The sequence below is a fragment of the Bacteroides sp. AM54-2NS genome (assembly GCF_003602935.1).
GTDB lineage: Bacteria > Bacteroidota > Bacteroidia > Bacteroidales > Bacteroidaceae > Bacteroides > Bacteroides xylanisolvens.
Genome location: NZ_QTMZ01000070.1, coordinates 1 through 20,482 on the forward strand (window position 1 = coordinate 1; position 20,482 = coordinate 20,482).

The window sequence follows — 20,482 nt, forward strand, 5'->3', positions numbered from 1 at the left end:
AATAGGTAGATTTCTAATTGAAAAATAAATACTCAAATATTTATAAATAGAAGCTTATGCGTTTATTAAAATCAGGCTGATTTATTACATTTGCATACATTTTGCATACAATATATGTATGCTTTACCTATTGTATAGATATAAATATTCATTTTATGTTCAAATATTCAAAAGATGGAATTTCGGTTTTAACCATATTAGATACCAGAAGAGCAAAAAAGAGTGGACAATTTCCTGTTAAAGTTCAAGTGGTATATAGAAGAAAGCAAAAATATTACTCAACTGGGAAAGAATTGTCAAAAGAAGATTGGGCAAGGTTATTAAAAGTAAAAAGCCGGTTATTGGCAGAAATTCGATCAGATATAGAGAGTAGTTTTTCAACTATTAAGCAACAAGTTAACGAACTGATACAAAAAGGAGAATTTAGTATTGAAACATTAAGCGCCAGGTTAGGAAGGCAGATGAATGATATGACTTTGCGCAGTGCTTTTCGCTTAAAAATGAAAGAACTGGAAGCCAATGAACAAGCAAACACTTACTTAAATTATCAAAGTGCTTTAAAAAGTTTAGAAGATTTCGGAGGTTCCACTATACCTTTGGAAAACATTACAATTGATTGGCTTAAACGTTGTGAAAAATTTTGGATATCAGAAGGTAAAAGCTATTCAAGCATAAGTATTTATTTCCGAGCTTTAAAGTGTGTCTTAAATCGTGCTGTACATGATGGTATCATAAAAGAATCATCTTTTCCTTTTGGAAAGAATAAATATGAAATTTCTGAAGGGTGTGGACGTAAATTAGCACTTACTCTTTCTGAAATAAAAAAAGTAATGTCTTATCAATGTGAAACAAAAGATATAGAAGAATTTAGGGATCTCTGGGTGTTTTCTTATTTATGTAATGGCATTAATTTTATGGATTTATTATTTCTTCAGTATTCAAATATTATGGATGGAGAAATATGCTTTGTACGCTCTAAGACATCTCGAACTACCAAACATAACAAAGAGATACATGCAATCATTACTCCTGAAATGTGGAATATTATTCAAAAATGGGGTAATCCAAGATTAAGCCCGCAAACGTATATTTTTAAATATGCTAGAGGATCTGAAGATGCCTTTGAAAAGATTAGATTGGTACGGCGTATTATAACCAAATGTAACAGAAGACTTAAAAAAATAGCCCAAGACATTGGAATTTTTCAGTTGACGACTTACACGGCAAGGCATTCTTTTGCTACAGTATTAAAACGTGGAGGTGCGAAAACCTCATATATTTCTGAAAGCTTGGGACACTCTAACTTATCTGTAACCGAGCACTATTTAGCATACTTTGAAAAAGAGGAAAGAATAAGGAATGCTCAATTATTGACTAACTTTAATCTCTAGATTAATACATTTGCATGCAAATTGTATGTACAATGAAAAATGGACCAATAATTGATATAGGATAAAAGTGAGTATAATATTAAAAAACGCATATTCAGATTACCTATAATTTAGAATATGCATCTTGTTATCAGGAGTGTTTTGAAAACCGCAGGGATTTCCACTTTAGCCAAACGTAATTCAAATAAAAAAAGGATAATATTATTGCAAATTATTCTTTTTATCGCCCGCGTAGTGATAGAATAGTATCTAATATTGACAATATTAATCAAATGAAAAGATTCCGTTCTTTGTATTATCGGCACTAACTAGAAGAAAACAACTACTATAAAACAAGTTATTATTATTCTTTAAATGATTTGTTAGGTTCCATTTAAAGAATCAAAATGTTCCACACCGAGAAACGAAGTGATTCTCGGTGTGGAACATTCCTGAGAAAACGTCTTTTATCGAATATTCATACCGCATATATGAATAAAAACAATTTAATTACTGCATATTCATGTGCAATCTTACTAACTTTTTCTTTCATTCATTGATTTTGCTCAATTGTATTTAGCCTGATATCTTAAAAATAGAACATCTAATCTATTTATCTAACAAGAATTGGATCTAGAAAAAGTATATGAAACTGATTTTCTCCCAAACAATCACGCTTGCCAACGCACAACCTATAAAAGTAACTTTAGGAGAAGATACGCAAGTATTGGACGAAGTAGTTGTTACTGCATTGGGTATCAAGCGTGCAACTAAGGCGTTAAGTTATAATGTACAAGAGGTAAAAGGTGACGAATTGACAGCTGTAAAGGACGCCAATTTTATGAATTCACTATCAGGAAAGGTTGCCGGTGTTCAAATTAATAGTGGTGCAACCGGTGCTGGTGGTGCCACACGTGTTGTTATGCGTGGTATGAAATCTCTGACTAAAGATAACAATGCATTGTATGTAATTGATGGTGTACCTATTTTTAATACAGGAAAAAGCGGTGGCGAAGGATTATTTGGAGAGATGGGAGGATCAGATGCTGTTGCTGACTTAAATCCGGATGATATTGCTAGTATTAGTATGATGACCGGTCCTTCTGCGGCAGCACTATATGGTTCTGCTGCGGCAAACGGTGTTGTTTTAATTACTACTAAAAAAGGCCAAACAGAGAAAACTACCATAACAGTATCCAACAGTACTACTTTCTCTAAAGCATATATTATGCCGGATATGCAGAACCGTTATGGTACAAGTTCCGGATTATTCAGCTGGGGAGAATTGACAAACCGTCGATATAACCCATCTGACTTCTTTGAAACAGGATCCAATGTTATCAATTCGGTAGCATTATCTACAGGAAATACCAAAAACCAGACCTATCTTTCTGCTTCTACAACTAACTCCGGTGGAATTCTTCCGAATAACTCCTATAACCGTTATAATTTTACGGCACGTAATACCACCCATTTCCTGAATGATAAACTTACTCTGGATATCGGTGCACAATATATCGTTCAGAACAACAAAAACATGGTTTCTCAAGGACAGTATTATAACCCTCTCCCATCACTGTATCTATTCCCTCGTGGAGACAACTTTGACGAAATTCGTTTGTATGAACGTTATAATACTAACTACGGCTATATGGAACAATATTGGCCTTATGGTGATGCAAGTTTGTCATTACAAAATCCATATTGGATACAAAATCGCATCAACCGTACTTCCAACAAGAAACGTTATATGATGAACGCTTCTTTGAAATGGCAGGCTACAGATTGGCTCAATGTTGTCGGTCGCGTCAATCTGGACAATTCCGACTACCGGAATAAAAACGAAAAATCAGCTTCTACATTAACAACATTCTGTGGTGTAAGTGGTGGTTTTGAAGATGCCATGCGTCAGGAACGTTCTTTATATGCCGATTTCCTGGCTAATATAGATAAAACATTTGGTGATTTTCATTTAACAGCCAATGTTGGTGCTTCCATATATCATACTTCAATGGATCAGTTATATATTGCAGGTGACCTGGTTATCCCCAACTTCTTCCAGATCAACAATATTAATTTCTCTGCCAACTATAAACCGGATCCTACCGGATATGAAGATGAAATTCAAAGTATTTTTGCCAGTGCTGAATTAAGTTGGAAAAATCAACTGTATCTAACTGTAACCGGACGTAATGACTGGGATTCAAAACTCGCATTCTCCAAACAAAAATCGTTCTTTTATCCGTCAGTCGGTTTATCGGCTTTATTATCAGAAATGGTTAAACTACCAGAGGTGATTTCTTATGCTAAAATACGCGGTTCGTATACAGTGGTAGCCTCTTCTTTCGATCGTTTCCTTACTAATCCGGGGTACGAATACAACAGCCAGACACATAACTGGGCGAATCCGACCGTATATCCGATGGACAATATGAAACCTGAAAAGACTAAATCCTGGGAAATCGGTTTGAACTTGAAATTCTGGGGAAATCGTTTTAATTTAGACGCTACTTACTATCGTTCTAACACACTGAACCAAACATTTAAGGTAGATATCCCCTCTTCTTCCGGATATAAACAAGCGATTGTACAAGCTGGTAACGTGCAAAATCAGGGTATTGAATTAGCTTTAGGATTCAGTGATAAATGGGCAGGATTCGGATGGTCTTCTAATGCAACCTTCACTCTAAACCGTAACAAGGTGAAACGACTGGCAAGCGGTAGCGTGAATCCCGTGACAGGAGAAGCTATCCAAATGGATGAAATGAATGTGGGTTGGTTAGGTAAAGAGAATGTAGCTCCTCGCGTCATCCTGACAGAAGGAGGTTCCATGACTGATATCTATGTATACAACCAACTGACAAAAGACAATAACGGTAATATAAAAGTCGATCAGAATGGTAATCTGGGTATCACTTCATCAAACACTCCGGTAAAAGTAGGTAATCTGGATGCTGATTTCAATCTCGGATGGACCAATCATTTCACTTATAAAGGAATTGATTTAGGAGTTGTATTATCAGCCCGTGTAGGCGGATTAGCTTATTCGGCTACTCAAGGTATTTTAGATTATTATGGAGTATCCGAAACATCTGCAACGGTTCGTGATAATGGTGGTATACCTATTAATAACGGCAAAGTTAACGCCCAAAAGTATTACCAGACTATTGGTACGGGTGAAGGTGGCTACGGTCGTTATTATCTATATAGTGCAACCAATGTACGTTTGCAGGAATTAAGTCTAAACTATACACTTCCTAAAAGATGGTTTAAAAATGTGGCGAATGTTACTTTGGGTATTGTAGGACGTAATTTATGGATGATTTATTGTAAAGCCCCATTCGACCCGGAATTGTCTGCCTCTACCTCCAGTAACTATTATATGAATGTAGACTACTTTATGCAACCTAGCTTGCGTAACTTCGGTTTTAATGTGAAAGTTCAATTCTAAAAGAAAAAGCTAATGTTATGAGAAAATATTTAAGAAATATCACAGTCGGTGCCGCTCTGTTGTTACTGGCAGGAAATTGTACCGATAAATTTGAGGAGTATAATACGAATCAATATCAAATTCATGATGCAGACCCTGCGACTTTGATGAAGTCTATGATTGAAACAATTGTGAATATTCAACAGAATGACTCTCAAATGCAAGATCAGATGGTGGGACAGCTGGGCGGCTATCTATGCTGTTCTAACACATGGAGTGGTACAAACTTCAGCACATTCAATCAGAGTGATGCCTGGAATGCTACCCCCTGGAACACTCCGTTTGAAAAAATATATGGAAACTTTTTCCAAATACAGGAAGCAACTAATTCTACGGGACATTATTATGCTTTTGCGTGTATGATACGTGCAATAACGATGCTTCGTGTAGCAGACTGTTATGGACCGATGCCTTATAGTCAAGTAAAGAAAGGTAATTTTTATGTTTCTTATGATACTCAGGAACAAGTTTATGCAAATATATTAAGTGATTTAGCTAATGCTGCTGACGTTCTTTATAATTATTATGTAGAGACTAATGGTAACGCACCATTAGGTGCCAATGACCCGGTTTTCGATGGAGATTATTCAGGTTGGGCTAAGCTAGCCAATTCAATGCGTTTACGTGTTGCTATGCGAATCAGCGGAACATGGCCTGGCATTGCTCAAGAGGCAGCTGAAGCAGCAGTAACACATAAAGCAGGATTGATTGAAAGTAATTCGGATAATGCTATGCTTTCTTGTGGCACACAGAGTAATCCATATCAACTGGCAGCTGTAAGTTGGGGTGATCTGCGTGTGAATGCAAATATTGTAGATTATATGAATGCATATGGCGATCCACGTATGCCGAAGTTCTTTAATAAGTCTACCCTTGCCGGGAAAACAGATAAATATGTAGGTATGCGTACTGGAGATGCCGATTTTAAAAAGGCAGATGCAGCAGGATTCTCTATTCCTGCATATACGGCAACTTCTAAATTAATGGTTTTCTGTGCTGCAGAGACAGCGTTTTTACGTGCAGAAGGAAAATTGCGTGGTTGGAATGTCGGTTCTAAAACAGCAAAAGCCTATTATGAAGATGGTATTAATTTGTCAATGGAACAATATCAGGTTTCAGCCACTGAATACATGAAGATTGACGAAGCTCCTGTCGTATCACATGAAAGTGATGCTGTGCAAAATGCTACTGCTACAATTACCAATACAGTGAGTGTGATGTGGGATGACAGTGAGGCTGACAACGTAAATGGAAAAAATTTCCAACGTGTCATTACTCAAAAATGGATCGCCAATTATCCATTAGGATTGGAAGCATGGGCTGAATATCGCCGTACAGGTTATCCGGAACTTTATCCTTGTATCGACAATCTATCAGATTGTGGAGTGAGTAGCCAACGCGGTATGCGTCGTCTAAGCTTCCCTTATACAGAGGCACAAAACAATAAAGCCAATTATGATCTGGGAGTAGCAGAACTAGGCGGTGCTGATAACGAAGCTACTGACTTAAAGTGGGCTAAAAAGAACTAATTTATATAATGCATAAAAAGGACTTTTATGAAGAAAATTTATTTATTATACATTGTACTCATATCACTGGCAACGACCTCATTGATCGGTTGCAGTGACTGGACGGAGTCGGAAGCAAAAACTTTTCCCGAATCGATCGTATCGGATGAATATTATGCGGCCTTGCGTGCCTATAAGCAGACAGATCACCAAGTTGCCTTTGGCTGGTTTGGTGGCTGGAGTGGTGAAGGTGCCTATATGAAAAGCTCTTTAGCCGGTATTCCTGATAGTGTAGATATTGTTTCTATTTGGGGAAATTGGTCGAACATTACAGAAGCTCAAAAAAAAGATCTGCAATTTTGCCAACAAGTTAAAGGAACTCGTTTTACCATGTGTTTTATTATCAGAAGTGTAGGCGATCAAATTACTCCGCAGAATATTCGTGAAAATTGGGAAAATATGGGATTTTCATCCGAAAAAGAAGCTGTGAATGATTTTTGGGGATGGCCTTCCGATGAATCAAATAAGGAAGCAATAGAAGCATCCATTCGCAAATATGCAAGCGCCATTGCCGATACAGTAAACAAATATGGTTACGACGGCTTTGATATCGATTATGAACCTAATTTCGGCAACCCCGGTAATATCGTAGACGAAGACGATAGAATGTTTGCATTTGTTGATGAACTAGGCAAATATTTCGGTCCGAAATCAGGAACAGGTAAATTATTAGTTATCGATGGCGAACCACAGAGCATAACAGGTAGACCTGAAGTCGGGTTATATTTTGACTATTTTATCATTCAGGCTTACAATAATAGTAGTCCTGGCAGTGATTCTAAACTCGATAAACGTCTTATCACAGGCGGCGTAGCAGGTGCAGGACTTGTTCAGACGTATAGCAGTGTCATGTCTGAAGAACAAATCACGAAGATGACCATCATGACCGAGAATTTCGAGGCTACTGATGCTGCTATGGACGGTGGATATGATTACACTGATCGTTATGGTAACAAAATGAAATCTCTCGAAGGAATGGCACGCTGGCAACCAAGTAACGGATTCCGTAAAGGTGGTGCAGGAACCTATCATATGGAAGCAGAGTATGGTACTTCACCAGAATATAAAAATATACGCCGTGCTATTCAAATTATGAACCCGTCATCACATTCATTACTTAAAAATTAATGTAAACTATGAAACGTATGAATTATATAAAAATTTTATGCTTCTCCGCAGTCATAACAGGCTTAGGAAGTATAGTAAGTTGTGGAGATGCAAAATACGATACTTTAGATACACATGCTTATATTGAAGAAGCTCTTTCCAGTACAAGTCAAAAAGTGACCGTACAGGCTACTGGAGAAAGTTTTACTACCCTAAATGTGCATCTTAGTAATCTTTCTTCTACAGACAATCATTATAAATTGGTTACAGATCAATCAGTACTGGACACTTATAACCATATTAATGGAACCGGATATATAATGTTGCCCAAAGATTATTATACGTTGCCGGAAACGATTACTGTAAAAGCAGGACAATATGCAGCCGATGCCCTCTCCATCGCTTTGAAAGCTTTCAGTCAGGAAATGATGAAATCGGGAGAATCATATGCACTGCCTGTAAAACTAGTATTGCAAGATGGAAGTATTTCACCGATGGAAAATACCGGAACCTTTGTTATTTTGGCAGAAAGTATTATCGAATTTTCAGCTCCAATGTTTGTTGGCGCTCCTAGTTTAAAAGCTAATAAATTCACAGAATCTCCCGAAACGTATTCACAATATACGATAGAGGTTCGTTTTCAGGTAGCCAACACAGCTGACCGTGACCGTGCAGTATTTAAGAACGGAGGAGATGATGCAAACTTCATCCTTTTACGTTTTGAGGATCCTCAAAGTGACAATGAAAATTATAAGGCACATTCATTAGTACAGATTGTAGGACGTAACCGGCTTTATTTGAATCCAAGTAATTCTTTCAAGCCAAACGAATGGCAACATTTAGCATTGGTCTGTGATGGTTCCAACTATCGACTTTACATAAACGGAGTTGATTCGGGTGTGTTGAGTATACCAACAGGAGCAACAACTTTCTCTGATGTAAATTGGTTCTGCTTAGGTGATGATTCTTATAGTAGATGGGGAAACTGTAAAATTTTGATGAGTGAAGCACGTATCTGGTCTGTAGTTCGTTCCGCTTCTCAAATTCAGAATAACATGACTCAAGTTAGCCCTAAATCTGTAGGTTTGGAAGCTTATTGGCGATTCAATGAAGGACAAGGCAATGTATTCGAAGATGCAACCGGCAAAGGTCATACATTGACTACTTCTGCTACTCCTACCTGGATTGACGGTATTTTATCTACAGATAAATCTACCGAATGGAAATAGTAATAATTTAATCGTATGTACATATGAAAAATATATTTCAATCACTATCAATAGCAGCCCTACTCGGCTTGTTTGTCCCGTTCATTTCGTCCTGTAGCGATGATGAAGAAGTTTTTAACGAGTGGAATGCTACGTATGTGTCTCTACAGAGAAATGACTATTTATCGGGGAATGTAAAAAAGTTCAATCTGACTCATGATGCGAATGGAATCGGAGGAGATGAAATTAAGATGGCTTTTACTGTAAAAACACAGAAAGCAGTCTCTACAGATATGGTTATCGCATTAAGTGCAAAAAGTGAAACAGAAGGGCTTGATGCAAGCCAGATCGTTTTAAGTTCCTCACAGGTTACTCTCAAAGAAGGACAGATGACTTCTGAAGAAATCACTGCAACGGTCGATCCAACGATATTCGCCAGTATCATGGAAAAAACAAGTTTCTCTTTCAGTGTATCAATCAGTAATGTAACTACCAATGATAAGAACACTGTCATTAGCAGTAATTTAAGTATCTTACCTGTCATCATTAATAAAGCTGCCTACTGTAATCTAAAAAGTGGTACTCCTAGCAATAGCCAACTTATCAGTAATCGTGCAGGTTGGATTGTTAATGTGGAAGAAGGAGTAGACGGCGCACCTAATAATTTAATTGATGGCAAGACTGGAACTGACGTTGCTCTAAATAATAAAGGCTTCTGGTTCACCGTTGATTTAGGAGAAACTAAGGTTTTAACAGGCATCAAAACGAATCACTGGGGAAATGCATATGCTCCTAGAGAAGTGGAAATATTACAGTCTGAAAATGGTATGACATGGAAATCATTAAGTTCATTAGCAATACCCGGTAGTAGTACACAAAACATCACGTTCATCTCTCCTATTACTACGCGATATCTAAAATATCAGATTATCACTATCTCTACAAACGGTCGTACGGATGTTACAGAATTTAATGTTTACGAACCCAAAAGTGAATAAACATAATGAATAGGTAACATAGAAATGATAAAATAGAGGGTAATCCAATGGATTACCCTCTATTTTAGAAACATACTTCACAAACATACTTCCAGACTATCAATCTATCTCCCAAAAGAATACTCCAGATCTCTACTTGTTAGTTCATCTTCGTACATCTTTCTTATGACTTATGGTTTTGAATTAAATTTCTCCTACTGAATCTTTACGCTATCATCCGGTTTCAGCCGTTTCAGTCTTGTTCGTAAACGCCTTGATAAAGAGCGACATTGACATGTCGGGTTAAAGTCGTCGACATGCCGGGTTAGTAAATCAGAGTCTCTATTCGCATAAAACGAAGGCTATGTTTCACTCAAACAGCGGCTCTATTGAAGGTAAATAGAGACTCTAAAAAAGAGACTATTTACATCTCCTTTTTGTTTTCAGGTTCGCGTTCAGCCAAAAGCACCGATGAAAAGGAACTTTTTAAGTAGACTGAAAGCTGAATGCGGTTTTTAACTAATTCTATTTAGATGGGCTCATCACGTGAAGTTTGTTCAAAACTGCACCAAAACAAAATTTTCGATCAAACACTTGTTTCTCTAATGATCTAAGAAAGCCATAAAGGAAAGGGGGATTCTTAATGAGTTAAGAATCCCCCTGTAAAAAGACTTATGTTTATATCTTATTTCTTCATCACCCGAATAATCCGTCCGTCTTTCTTATAAGAAAAATGATTTGTATGCATCAAAACATTCAATATTTCATCAGCAGTGCTATCAGTAGAGAATTCACCGGTAAACCGTTCTGATTTCAAAGCATCATCCTTATAGATAAATTTAATATCATACAACTTCTCCATAATATTGGTTATTTCCAATAAAGAATGTTGTTTGAATTCCAACTTACCTTTCATCCACAGGAGCACATCCGTAGGCTGGTTATATTCAATCAACTCTGCCTGATAAGTATCCGTATTCACATTCAATGTCTGTCCCGGTTTCAGTAAATAGCCATTCTCTTCCGTTCGTGGAGAATCCACCCGCACCAAACCTTGAAGCAAGGTAGTCACTACCCTATTCTCTTCTTCACGCGCACGCACATTAAATTTCGTACCAAGCACACAAGTCTTGATTTGTTTACTGTTTACGATAAATGGAGCATGTTTATCATGGGAAACCTCGAAATAAGCTTCACCCGACAAATCGATTTGGCGATCCGAACTCCAGAAAGAATTATGATAAACTAATTTAGAAGATGCATTCAGCCATACCCTACTACCATCCGGCAGTACAGTCTGTGCTCTCTGTCCGGCAGCAGTTATCACCTCATAATCTGAAAGTTTATTGGAAAGTAATCCCCAGGCAATTCCACCGGCAAAAACAAGTCCGGTAAGAAAAGCAGCAGCCACAGTAGCATAACGCCCCCAACGGATTGAGATATTTTTCTGTTTAGTATTTCTCTCCTTTTCTCTGATAGCCGACTTAAATTTATCTAATGACGCCTCTGTATCTACAGCATTCATCACCGCTATACGTTCACCTACAAAAAGAGTATAATAAAGTTGCTCTAAAGTTTTCCGATTCCCCGGTTCTTCCTCGCACCAAGTTTCCACCCGGGCAGCTTCTTCATCATTACATTCACCCTGCAGATAATTCAACAAGATAGTTTCATCCATGCTCATTTGACCTTTTACAATAAAAAAACTATAAAACCTTTGTAGTAATACAGTTGTGAGTACAAATATACTAAACGAAAAAAGAAAAAAATATTTTTTCTCGCATTTTTATTTCATTTATCTACTTCTTTCATTATTTTTGTCTTACATAAATTAAAAGAGAATGTCACAATCTCCGATATATTTGGATATTAATAATAATAAGTCCGTTATTACTGCCCTAAAAGCAGGAGAAGAAAAAGTTTTTGACGTCGTCTACAGACATTATTTCCGTAGGCTATGTGCTTTTTGTTCTCAATACGTAAGTGAGCAGGAAGAAATAGAGGAGATTGTGCAGGAAACAATGATGTGGCTGTGGGAAAACCGTTGTACTCTGATGGAAGATCTGACACTCAAAACTCTTCTTTTTACGATTGTCAAGAACAAAGCCCTCAACCGTCTTTCCCATTTTGAGATTAAACGAAAAGTACATCAGGAAATCGTTGATAAATATGATAGTGAGCTCAATAACCCGGACTTCTATTTGAGTGATGAGCTTTTCCGTCTATATGAAGAAGCATTAAAAAGACTTCCGAAAGAATATCTCGAAGCCTACGAGATGAACCGTAATCAACATCTGACGCATAAAGAAATTGCCGAGAAACTGAATGTATCTCCACAAACGATTAATTACAGAATTGGACAAGCTTTAAAGCTATTACGAGTAGCTTTAAAAGACTATCTACCTTTATTCATACTTATTTTCGGACCTAATTTTTTCGAACAATCATGAAATCAAACTTCGTATTTAGTAGTTCAAGCCTGTTTATCGGACTTTTTCTTTTCTTCTTCACAGAAAATGTATATTCACAAGAATCTGCTGACAACTGGACTCTTAAACAAGCCCGCCAATGGACACAGAAACAAGAATGGGCGAACGGGCTGAAGGCAATGCCTCATAAGACAACCGATTATCAGGAGTTTGCCTCACAATATCACAAGAACAAGAAAGTGTGGGACAAGACTTTCCAATGGCTAGCTACCCACGACCTCGTAAATATGCCTGCCGGACGATACGAAGTAGATGGTGAACATTGCTACATCAATGTGCAGGATGCAACAACACAAGATGTCAGTAAACGTAAAATTGAAGCACACCGCCACGGCATCGATTTGCAATATGTAGTAAAAGGTACCGAACGTTTCGGAATTACTTCAGCCGAATATGCGGAGCCTATCACCGAATATAAACCGGATGTTACTTTCTACAAAGCCAAAAAAATAAAATATGTAGATTCCACTCCGGACACATTCTTCATGTTCTTCCCTAAAAACTTCCATCAGGCATTAGTAAAAGCCGGGAAAGAACCGGAAGAGATACGAGTAATCGTTGCTAAAATCGAATATATCCCTTAAACAAAAACATGAGTGAACTTTTAGTCTATAAAGCCTCTGCAGGTTCGGGTAAAACATTTACCCTGGCCGTGGAATACATCAAACTATTAATTTTCAATCCCCGTGCCTACCGGCAAATTCTCGCTGTAACCTTTACCAATAAGGCAACAGCAGAAATGAAGGAACGTATTCTTAGTCAGCTTTTCGGCATACAGATAGGTGATAAAGATTCGGAAGCCTATCTCAACCGTATCAAAGAAGAGACTGGAAAAACCGAACAGGAGATACGGGAAGCGGCAGGTGTCGCCCTTAACTATATGCTGCATGATTACAGCCGGTTCAGGGTAGAGACTATTGACTCATTTTTCCAATCTGTCATGCGTAATCTCGCACGGGAACTGGAACTTAGCCCGAATCTGAATATCGAGTTAAACAATACCGAAGTTCTTAGTGACGCCGTAGATAGTATGATCGAGAAGTTAGGTCCCACTTCCCCTGTCCTCGCATGGTTATTAGACTATATCAACGAACGAATTGCCGATGATAAACGATGGAATGTATCAGACGAAGTTAAAAGTTTCGGACGCAATATTTTCGATGAAGGCTATATTGAAAAAGGAGAAGGACTTCGGCAACGACTGCGTAATCCGAACACCATCAAAGAATACCGCAAACAACTGAAAGCTCTGGAAACGGAAATACTGGAGCAAATGAAAGGATTCTACGACCAATTCGAAGGAGAACTAGATGGTCACGCATTAACTGCTGATGATCTGAAAAACGGTTCACGGGGAATCGGAAGTTATTTCCGTAACTGAATAATGGCGTTTTAAGCAATGATATCCGTAATGCCACAGTAGAGAAATGTCTGGAAGATGCCAAAAATTGGGCAACCAAGACTTCTCCCCGTTATGCGGATATCATCAACCTGGCTAATTCCAGCCTTATACAAATTCTGGAAGATGCTGAAAAGTTGCGTTCCAAGAATAATTTGTTACTGAATAGTTGCCGGTTATCCTTGCAACATCTCAATAAAGTGCAACTTCTCGCCAATATCGACGAAGAAGTACGTCAGTTGAACCACGACAACAACCGTTTTCTGTTGTCAGACACGAACGCCCTGCTTCACCAACTGGTGAAAGACGGTGACTCCTCTTTTGTATTCGAAAAGATAGGGACAAATATCCATAATGTCATGATAGACGAGTTTCAGGATACCAGCCGAATGCAATGGGGCAACTTCAAACTGCTTTTGCTCGAAGGGCTGTCTCAAGGAGCAGACAGTTTGATTGTAGGAGACGTCAAACAGTCCATTTATCGTTGGCGGAATGGTGATTGGGGAATTCTCAACAGCCTGAATGACCACATCGAGCATTTCCCGATCCGCGTCAAGACGTTAGCCACCAATCGGAGAAGTGAAACGAATGTCATCCGGTTTAACAATCGAATCTTCACAGCTGCTGCCAACTATCTGAACGGAGTGTATAAACAGCAATTAGGCAAAGATTGTGAGGATTTGCAGAAAGCCTATGCCGACGTTGTGCAGGAATCTCCCCGAAGTACAGAAAAAGGATACGTTAAAGTCTCTTTTCTCGAACCCGACGAAGAACATGACTATACCGAGCAGACACTTATTAGCCTGGGAGCAGAAGTGGAAAACCTCCTCGCCTCCGGAGTACAGCTTAATGACATCGCCATCTTAGTACGAAAAAATAAAAGTATTCCCCGTATTGCCGATTACTTTGATAAGGAGCTACACTACAAAGTGGTATCAGACGAAGCCTTTCGCCTTGACGCCTCTCTTGCCATTTGTATGATGCTGGACGCCTTGCGATTTCTTTCCGACGAAAACAATAAAATAGCACGTGCCCAGCTGGCCATAGCCTATCAAAACGAAGTTTTACAAAAAGGATTGGATTGGAATACCCTCCTACTCCTCCCTGCCGAGAATTATCTTCCCGCCGCTTTTCTTGAAAAGATAAAAGAATTAAGGCTAATGCCTCTCTATGAGCTATTGGAAGAGCTTTTCAGTATATTCGAGATGAATCTTATCAAAGACCAGGATGCCTACTTATTCGCATTCTTCGATGCTGTCACTGACTATCTACAAAGTAACTCTTCCGAACTCGACGGATTCATCCGGTATTGGAATGAAACATTATGCAGTAAAACAATTCCAAGCGGAGAAGTAGAAGGAATCCGGATTTTCTCCATACACAAATCCAAAGGATTGGAATTCCATACCGTGCTCCTCCCTTTCTGCGACTGGAAACTGGAGAATGAGACCAATAACCAACTTGTATGGTGTACCCCGCAAGTAGCACCATTCGACGCGTTGGATATTCTCCCTATCAACTACTCCACCCAAATGGCAGAATCTATTTATGGAAACGACTACCTGCAAGAGCGTCTCCAACTTTGGTAGATAACCTCAATCTGTTATACGTTGCTTTTACCCGTGCAGGAAAAAACCTTATTATCTGGAGCAGAAAAAATCAAAAAGGTACCATGTCCGAACTGTTGGCAAACACTCTCCCAATCGTAGCTAAGGAAGAAGGTATTGATTGGGAAGAAGACTGTTACGAACAAGGACAACTATGTCCGTCAGAAAAAGAAAGAACAAAGACATCGACCAACAAGCTAACCCAGAAACCGGAAAAGCTCCCTATCCGGATGGAATCCATGCGCCATGATATTGAGTTTCGTCAGTCCAACCGTTCAGCGGACTTCATCCAGGGAATTGAGGAAGAAGACTCGGACGACCGCTTTATCAACCGCGGGCGTATGTTACACACCCTGTTTTCTGTTATCGAAACAGCAGAAGATATAGATCCGGCCATCGAACGACTTATTTTTGAAGGAGTGATCAGAAATGATGAGAAAGAAAAAGTAGCCCGCGAAGTTGCAACGAAAGCTTTTTCTTCTCCTGAAATTCAAGATTGGTATTCCGGGAAGTGGACATTATTTAATGAGTGTGCCATTATCTATAAAGAAAAAGGAGTGCTGCAAACCCGTCGCCCGGACCGCGTAATGATGAAAGACAACCAGGTTGTTGTAGTTGATTTCAAATTTGGTAAGGAAAACCCTAAATATAATAAACAGGTAAAAGGCTACATGCAGCTACTTACCAAGATGGGATATAAGAATATCACCGGTTACTTGTGGTATGTGGATGAAGAAAAAATAGAAAAAGTATGAAAGCAGTTCCCCTCATCGGCATCGCCCGCCATCGACTAACAATTGACGGTGAAGGAGTTACAACACTAGTTGCATTTCACGGCTGCCCATTGCGTTGCAAATACTGTCTCAACCCGACATCTTTGCAGCCTAACGGTGTTTGGGAGAGCTATAATTGTAACCAGCTCTACGAGGAAGTACGCAAAGATGAACTTTACTTTTTGGCGAGTTGCGGCGGAGTCACATTTGGAGGTGGAGAACCTTTATTACAAAGCGAATTTATCAGGCAATTCCGCCAACTCTGTGGCCCGGAATGGAGAATCACTGTCGAAACCTCTCTCAATGTTCCGCAACAGAATGTAGAAGAACTGATTTCTATTATAGATAATTACATAATCGACATCAAAGATATGAATAATGACATCTATCAGCGATATACCGGAAAGAATAATGAAAACGTCTTAGGTAATTTACGGTATTTAATCGGGCAAGACAAAACCAAGCAAATCGTTATTCGGACACCACTCATCCCCTCCTATAATACGGAGAAGGATATTGACCAAAGCATAGAACTTCTGAAAGAAATGGGAATTACCCAGTTCGACCGGTTCACTTATAAAACCCCTAATGATTAATGACATGGTACGAGGAAAACAAACTTGCAAAATTTTAAAAGAGATTCGTCGGCAGATAGCTGAAGCGAATGATATTGAATTCATCACCTCTGAATGTCAGTATCAGGGAGACTGTTTGGGCACTTGTCCCAAATGCGAAGCGGAAGTTCGTTATTTGGAGCAGCAGCTTGAACGAAAACAGATAGCGGGAAAAGCAATCACAGTATTAGGCATATCTGCAGGGCTGATAGCCATGACTCCAATGACTTCATGCACTAATTCGGCTAATAAAGGAATGAATAAAGAAGTGTCTAGTGATACAACTTCCTATGAAAATCTCATTATGGGAGAGCCTGTCCCCACTCCGGCAGAAGACACCATCATTGCCTCCATAAAAGATGCACCACCTCCCCCGCCACCAGCGCCAACACCCGATGATGTGCTAGAAGGAGATATTTGTGAAGAACCACCTGTAGTAGTTGGATTTGTTGCCCCCGATATATCAAATACTTCACTGTCGGCTAGTGATACACTGGAAGTAGCTCCGGTTATGCCGGAATTCCCGGGAGGTCAACAAGCATTAATACAATTCCTTGGAAAAAAAATAAAGTATCCGACAGTCGCTCAAGGAGAGATGGGACCACAGGGACGTGTTATTATCCGGTTTGTTGTTGATAAGGAAGGAAATGTAGTCAACCCCAAAGTTGTACGCAGCGTAGATCCTTACTTGGATAAAGAAGCATTGCGCATCATCAACCAAATGCCCAAATGGAAGCCGGGAGAACTGGAAGATGGTACTAAAGTAGCCGTTTATTTCACCGTTCCAGTTATGTTCCGGGCACAATAAATATATGAATTAGAAAAAACTTAATCAATATGCAATCATTTCTCCAACTAGTCGCTCACGATTTATATGCCAAAATAGGAAATGACCTGTCACGTACAGCACTCATTTTCCCCAATAAACGTGCTAACTTGTTTTTCAATGAATATTTGGCAGGAGAATCCGATCAACCGATCTGGTCACCAGCCGCCATGAGTATCAGCGACCTGTTTCAGAAACTATCAGTACAAAAAAGCGGTGACCCTATTCGATTGGTTTGTGAGCTTTATAAAGTATTCAAAGAGGAAACACAGAGTCAGGAAACATTGGATGATTTCTACTTCTGGGGAGAGTTGTTGATTAGTGATTTTGATGATGTGGATAAGAATATGGTTGATGCCGACAAACTATTCAGTAATCTGCAAGATCTGAAAAACCTGATGGACGACTATGAATTCCTCGACAAAGAACAGGAAGAAGCCATTCAACAGTTTTTTCAGAATTTCTCCATTGAAAGACGAACCGCACTCAAAGAGAAATTTATTTCCCTTTGGGACAAACTAGGCACTATCTACCATCGTTACCGGGAAAACCTGACAGAACTAGGCATCGCATACGAGGGCATGCTCTACCGGAATGTGATTGAGCAACTCAATACCGATCAACTCAAATACGACAAATACATATTTGTCGGTTTCAATGTACTGAACAAAGTAGAAAACGAATTTTTCAGAAAACTGAAAGATGCAGGCAAAGCACTCTTTTATTGGGACTACGATATTTTCTACACCCAACAAATCAGAAAACATGAAGCCGGAGAATTTCTGAAACGTAATCTGGGGGAATTTCCGAACGAACTCCCGGAAAGCTTTTTCGATACTTTCAAAGAACCGAAAAAAATACGTTATATTTCCGCTTCCACCGAGAATGCACAAGCCCGTTTCCTCCCCGAATGGATCAAAATGATTACGGACAATCATTCACAAATCGCTGAAGAAAAGGAAAAAGAAAATGCCGTAGTACTTTGTAATGAAGCCCTGCTGCTCCCTGTACTTCATTCCATTCCGCAGGAAGTGAAGAATGTCAATATCACCATGGGATTCCCATTGGCTCAAACTCCTGTTTATAGTTTTATCAATGCCGCTATGGAGCTACAAACCAACGGTTACCGCTCCGATACCGGCCGATTCACTTACGAGGCGGTATCAGCCATATTGAAACATCCCTATACCCAGCAAATCTCATCCCATGCCGGTCCACTGGAACGCGAACTAACCAAAACAAACCGCTTCTATCCACTTCCATCGGAACTGAAGCAAGATGATTTCCTGGCTACCCTCTTCACTCCCCGTAATGGCATTAAAGAGCTATGCGATTATCTGATTGAATTAATCAAAGATATTTCAACCATTTATCGCAAAGAAGGGGAATACAATGATATTTTCAATCAACTTTATAGAGAATCCCTCTTCCAAAGCCACACCAAAATCAACCGTCTCTACAGTTTGATTGAAAGCGGAGAACTAAGTATACGCACCGACACTCTGAAACGACTGATAACCAAAGTATTGACAGCTTCCAATATTCCTTTTCATGGAGAACCCGCTATCGGAATGCAAGTCATGGGAGTATTGGAAACACGTAATCTGGACTTCCGGAATCTCATCATATTATCTCTCAACGAAGGACAACTCCCCAAATCCGGAGGAGAATCTTCTTTTATTCCCTATAACCTCCGGAAAGCTTTTGGCATGACCACTATCGAACATAAGAATGCAGTGTATGCCTACTACTTCTATCGCCTGATACAGCGGGCAGAAAATATCACTCTGCTCTACAATACTTCCTCGGACGGTCTCAACCGTGGAGAAGAGTCCCGCTTCATGCTACAATTACTCGTGGAAGGTCCGCATGATATCACTCGTGAGTATCTGGAAGCCGGACAATCTCCGCAAAGCATCCAAGAGATACAGATAGAAAAAACACCTGAAGTACTAAGACAAATTTATCGTACTTACGATAGCACTAATCCTTCATCGGTAATTCTCTCTCCTTCCGCCCTCAATGCTTATCTTGATTGCCGGTTGAGATTCTATTACCGTTACGTAGCGGGATTAAAAACACCGGATGAAGTCAGTGCAGAAATTGATTCAGCTTTGTTTGGAACCATTTTCCATCTCTCTGCCCAATTGGCATACACCGATCTGACTGCCAATGGAAAAATGATACAGAAAGAAGATATTGAACGCTTATTACGTAATGAAGTAAAGTTGCAAAGCTATGTCGATCAAGCCTTCAAGGAAGAATTATTCAAGGTCGCTCCCGAAGAAAAGCCCGAATATAACGGCATACAGCTTATCAACTCCAAAGTAATTGTTTCCTATCTGAAACAATTGCTCCGCAACGACCTTCAATATACTCCTTTTGAAATGGTCGCCATGGAAAAGAAGGTTTCAGAAGAGATAACCATACAAACGGGACAAGGACCGTTCACTCTCCGCCTGGGTGGGACAATCGACCGTATGGATGCTAAAGAAAGTACCCTGCGGATTGTTGACTACAAAACAGGAGGAAGCCCTAAGATTCCAGCCAACATCGAGCAACTGTTTACACCATCGGAAACACGCCCGAACTATATCTTCCAGACTTTCCTGTATGCCGCTATCATGAGCCGGAAGCAATCATTAATGGTAGCTCCTGCCCTGCTCTACATTCATCGGGCAGCATCGGAAAGCTATTCGCCTGTTATTGAAATGGGAGAACCCCGCAAACCGAAAATACCGGTAAACAACTTCGCCTTTTTTGAAGATGAATTCCGTGAACGCTTACAGGCATTATTAGAAGAGATCTTTAATGAAAAAGAGCCTTTCACGCAGACAGAGGACACTAAAAAGTGTTCGTATTGCGATTTTAAAGCTATCTGCAAGCGATAGATTAAATTAAAAATTCAGGCACGAATTAGACGGATCACGGTTTTCCCAATTATCTTAGGGATATTCCTAAAATAATAAAATTTAAGGCAACTAATTCATTGCGAGTTAGTTGCCTTTTTTGTATCTTTAAGCATTCCCCCCCAAAAAACGGTTTGACGGCCAA

12 protein-coding genes and 1 pseudogene are annotated in these 20,482 nt (G+C 39.3%); 12 read left to right on the forward strand and 1 reads right to left on the reverse strand.

The features are described from left to right. The first annotated feature begins 155 nt into the window (after positions 1 to 155). From DXA05_RS24060 to DXA05_RS24090, 6 genes are all read left to right on the forward strand, one after another. Complete coding sequence (locus tag DXA05_RS24060) at positions 156 to 1,391, forward strand: site-specific integrase (RefSeq protein WP_049702915.1); 1,236 nt, start codon at positions 156 to 158, stop codon at positions 1,389 to 1,391. Positions 1,392 to 2,016: 625 nt separating this feature from the next. Then, on the forward strand, positions 2,017 to 4,821 hold the full coding sequence (locus tag DXA05_RS24070) for a SusC/RagA family TonB-linked outer membrane protein (RefSeq protein ID WP_128859708.1): 2,805 nt from the start codon (positions 2,017 to 2,019) through the stop codon (positions 4,819 to 4,821). A 17-nt stretch (positions 4,822 to 4,838) separates the two neighbouring features. Next, a complete protein-coding gene (locus DXA05_RS24075) occupies positions 4,839 to 6,389 on the forward strand; it encodes a SusD/RagB family nutrient-binding outer membrane lipoprotein (protein ID WP_128859709.1) in 1,551 nt (516 codons plus the stop codon). Positions 6,390 to 6,416: 27 nt separating this feature from the next. Further along, positions 6,417 to 7,556, forward strand: a complete 1,140-nt coding sequence (locus tag DXA05_RS24080) for a glycoside hydrolase family 18 (RefSeq protein WP_004306244.1) — start codon at positions 6,417 to 6,419, stop codon at positions 7,554 to 7,556. Between the two features lie 8 nt (positions 7,557 to 7,564). Beyond that, positions 7,565 to 8,764, forward strand: a complete 1,200-nt coding sequence (locus tag DXA05_RS24085) for a DUF1735 and LamG domain-containing protein (protein WP_004300461.1) — start codon at positions 7,565 to 7,567, stop codon at positions 8,762 to 8,764. Positions 8,765 to 8,787: 23 nt separating this feature from the next. Beyond that, entirely contained in the window at positions 8,788 to 9,741 is a 954-nt protein-coding gene (locus DXA05_RS24090) for a DUF4999 domain-containing protein (RefSeq protein WP_055235087.1), read from the forward strand. Between the two features lie 664 nt (positions 9,742 to 10,405). On the opposite strand, the gene DXA05_RS24095 is transcribed toward DXA05_RS24090, so the two are convergent. Continuing rightward, positions 10,406 to 11,398, reverse strand: a complete 993-nt coding sequence (locus tag DXA05_RS24095; protein WP_055235088.1) for a FecR domain-containing protein — start codon at positions 11,396 to 11,398, stop codon at positions 10,406 to 10,408. Between the two features lie 163 nt (positions 11,399 to 11,561). Here DXA05_RS24095 and DXA05_RS24100 point away from each other — a divergent pair, with 163 nt between their 5' ends. The 6 genes and pseudogenes from DXA05_RS24100 to DXA05_RS24125 all read left to right on the forward strand — a co-directional run bounded on the left by DXA05_RS24100 (position 11,562) and on the right by DXA05_RS24125 (position 20,319). Further along, entirely contained in the window at positions 11,562 to 12,170 is a 609-nt protein-coding gene (locus DXA05_RS24100) for an RNA polymerase sigma-70 factor (protein ID WP_004313621.1), read from the forward strand. Then, positions 12,167 to 12,793: a YhcH/YjgK/YiaL family protein gene (locus tag DXA05_RS24105; protein ID WP_004313620.1), complete on the forward strand. Its 627-nt coding sequence runs from the start codon at positions 12,167 to 12,169 to the stop codon at positions 12,791 to 12,793. Before DXA05_RS24100 ends, DXA05_RS24105 begins: the two co-directional genes overlap by 4 nt. A gap of 8 nt (positions 12,794 to 12,801) precedes the next feature. Continuing rightward, positions 12,802 to 15,970: pseudogene (locus tag DXA05_RS24110) on the forward strand (UvrD-helicase domain-containing protein). Next, on the forward strand, positions 15,967 to 16,584 hold the full coding sequence (locus tag DXA05_RS24115; RefSeq protein ID WP_008022191.1) for a radical SAM protein: 618 nt from the start codon (positions 15,967 to 15,969) through the stop codon (positions 16,582 to 16,584). The pseudogene DXA05_RS24110 and the gene DXA05_RS24115 overlap by 4 nt, the downstream one beginning before the upstream one ends. After that, entirely contained in the window at positions 16,577 to 17,410 is an 834-nt protein-coding gene (locus DXA05_RS24120) for an energy transducer TonB (RefSeq protein WP_008022190.1), read from the forward strand. The genes DXA05_RS24115 and DXA05_RS24120 overlap by 8 nt, the downstream gene beginning before the upstream one ends. Positions 17,411 to 17,439: 29 nt before the next feature. Next, positions 17,440 to 20,319 (forward strand): PD-(D/E)XK nuclease family protein, encoded by a 2,880-nt coding sequence (locus DXA05_RS24125; RefSeq protein ID WP_128859710.1) that lies wholly within the window; start codon positions 17,440 to 17,442, stop codon positions 20,317 to 20,319. The last annotated feature ends 163 nt before the right edge of the window (positions 20,320 to 20,482 follow it).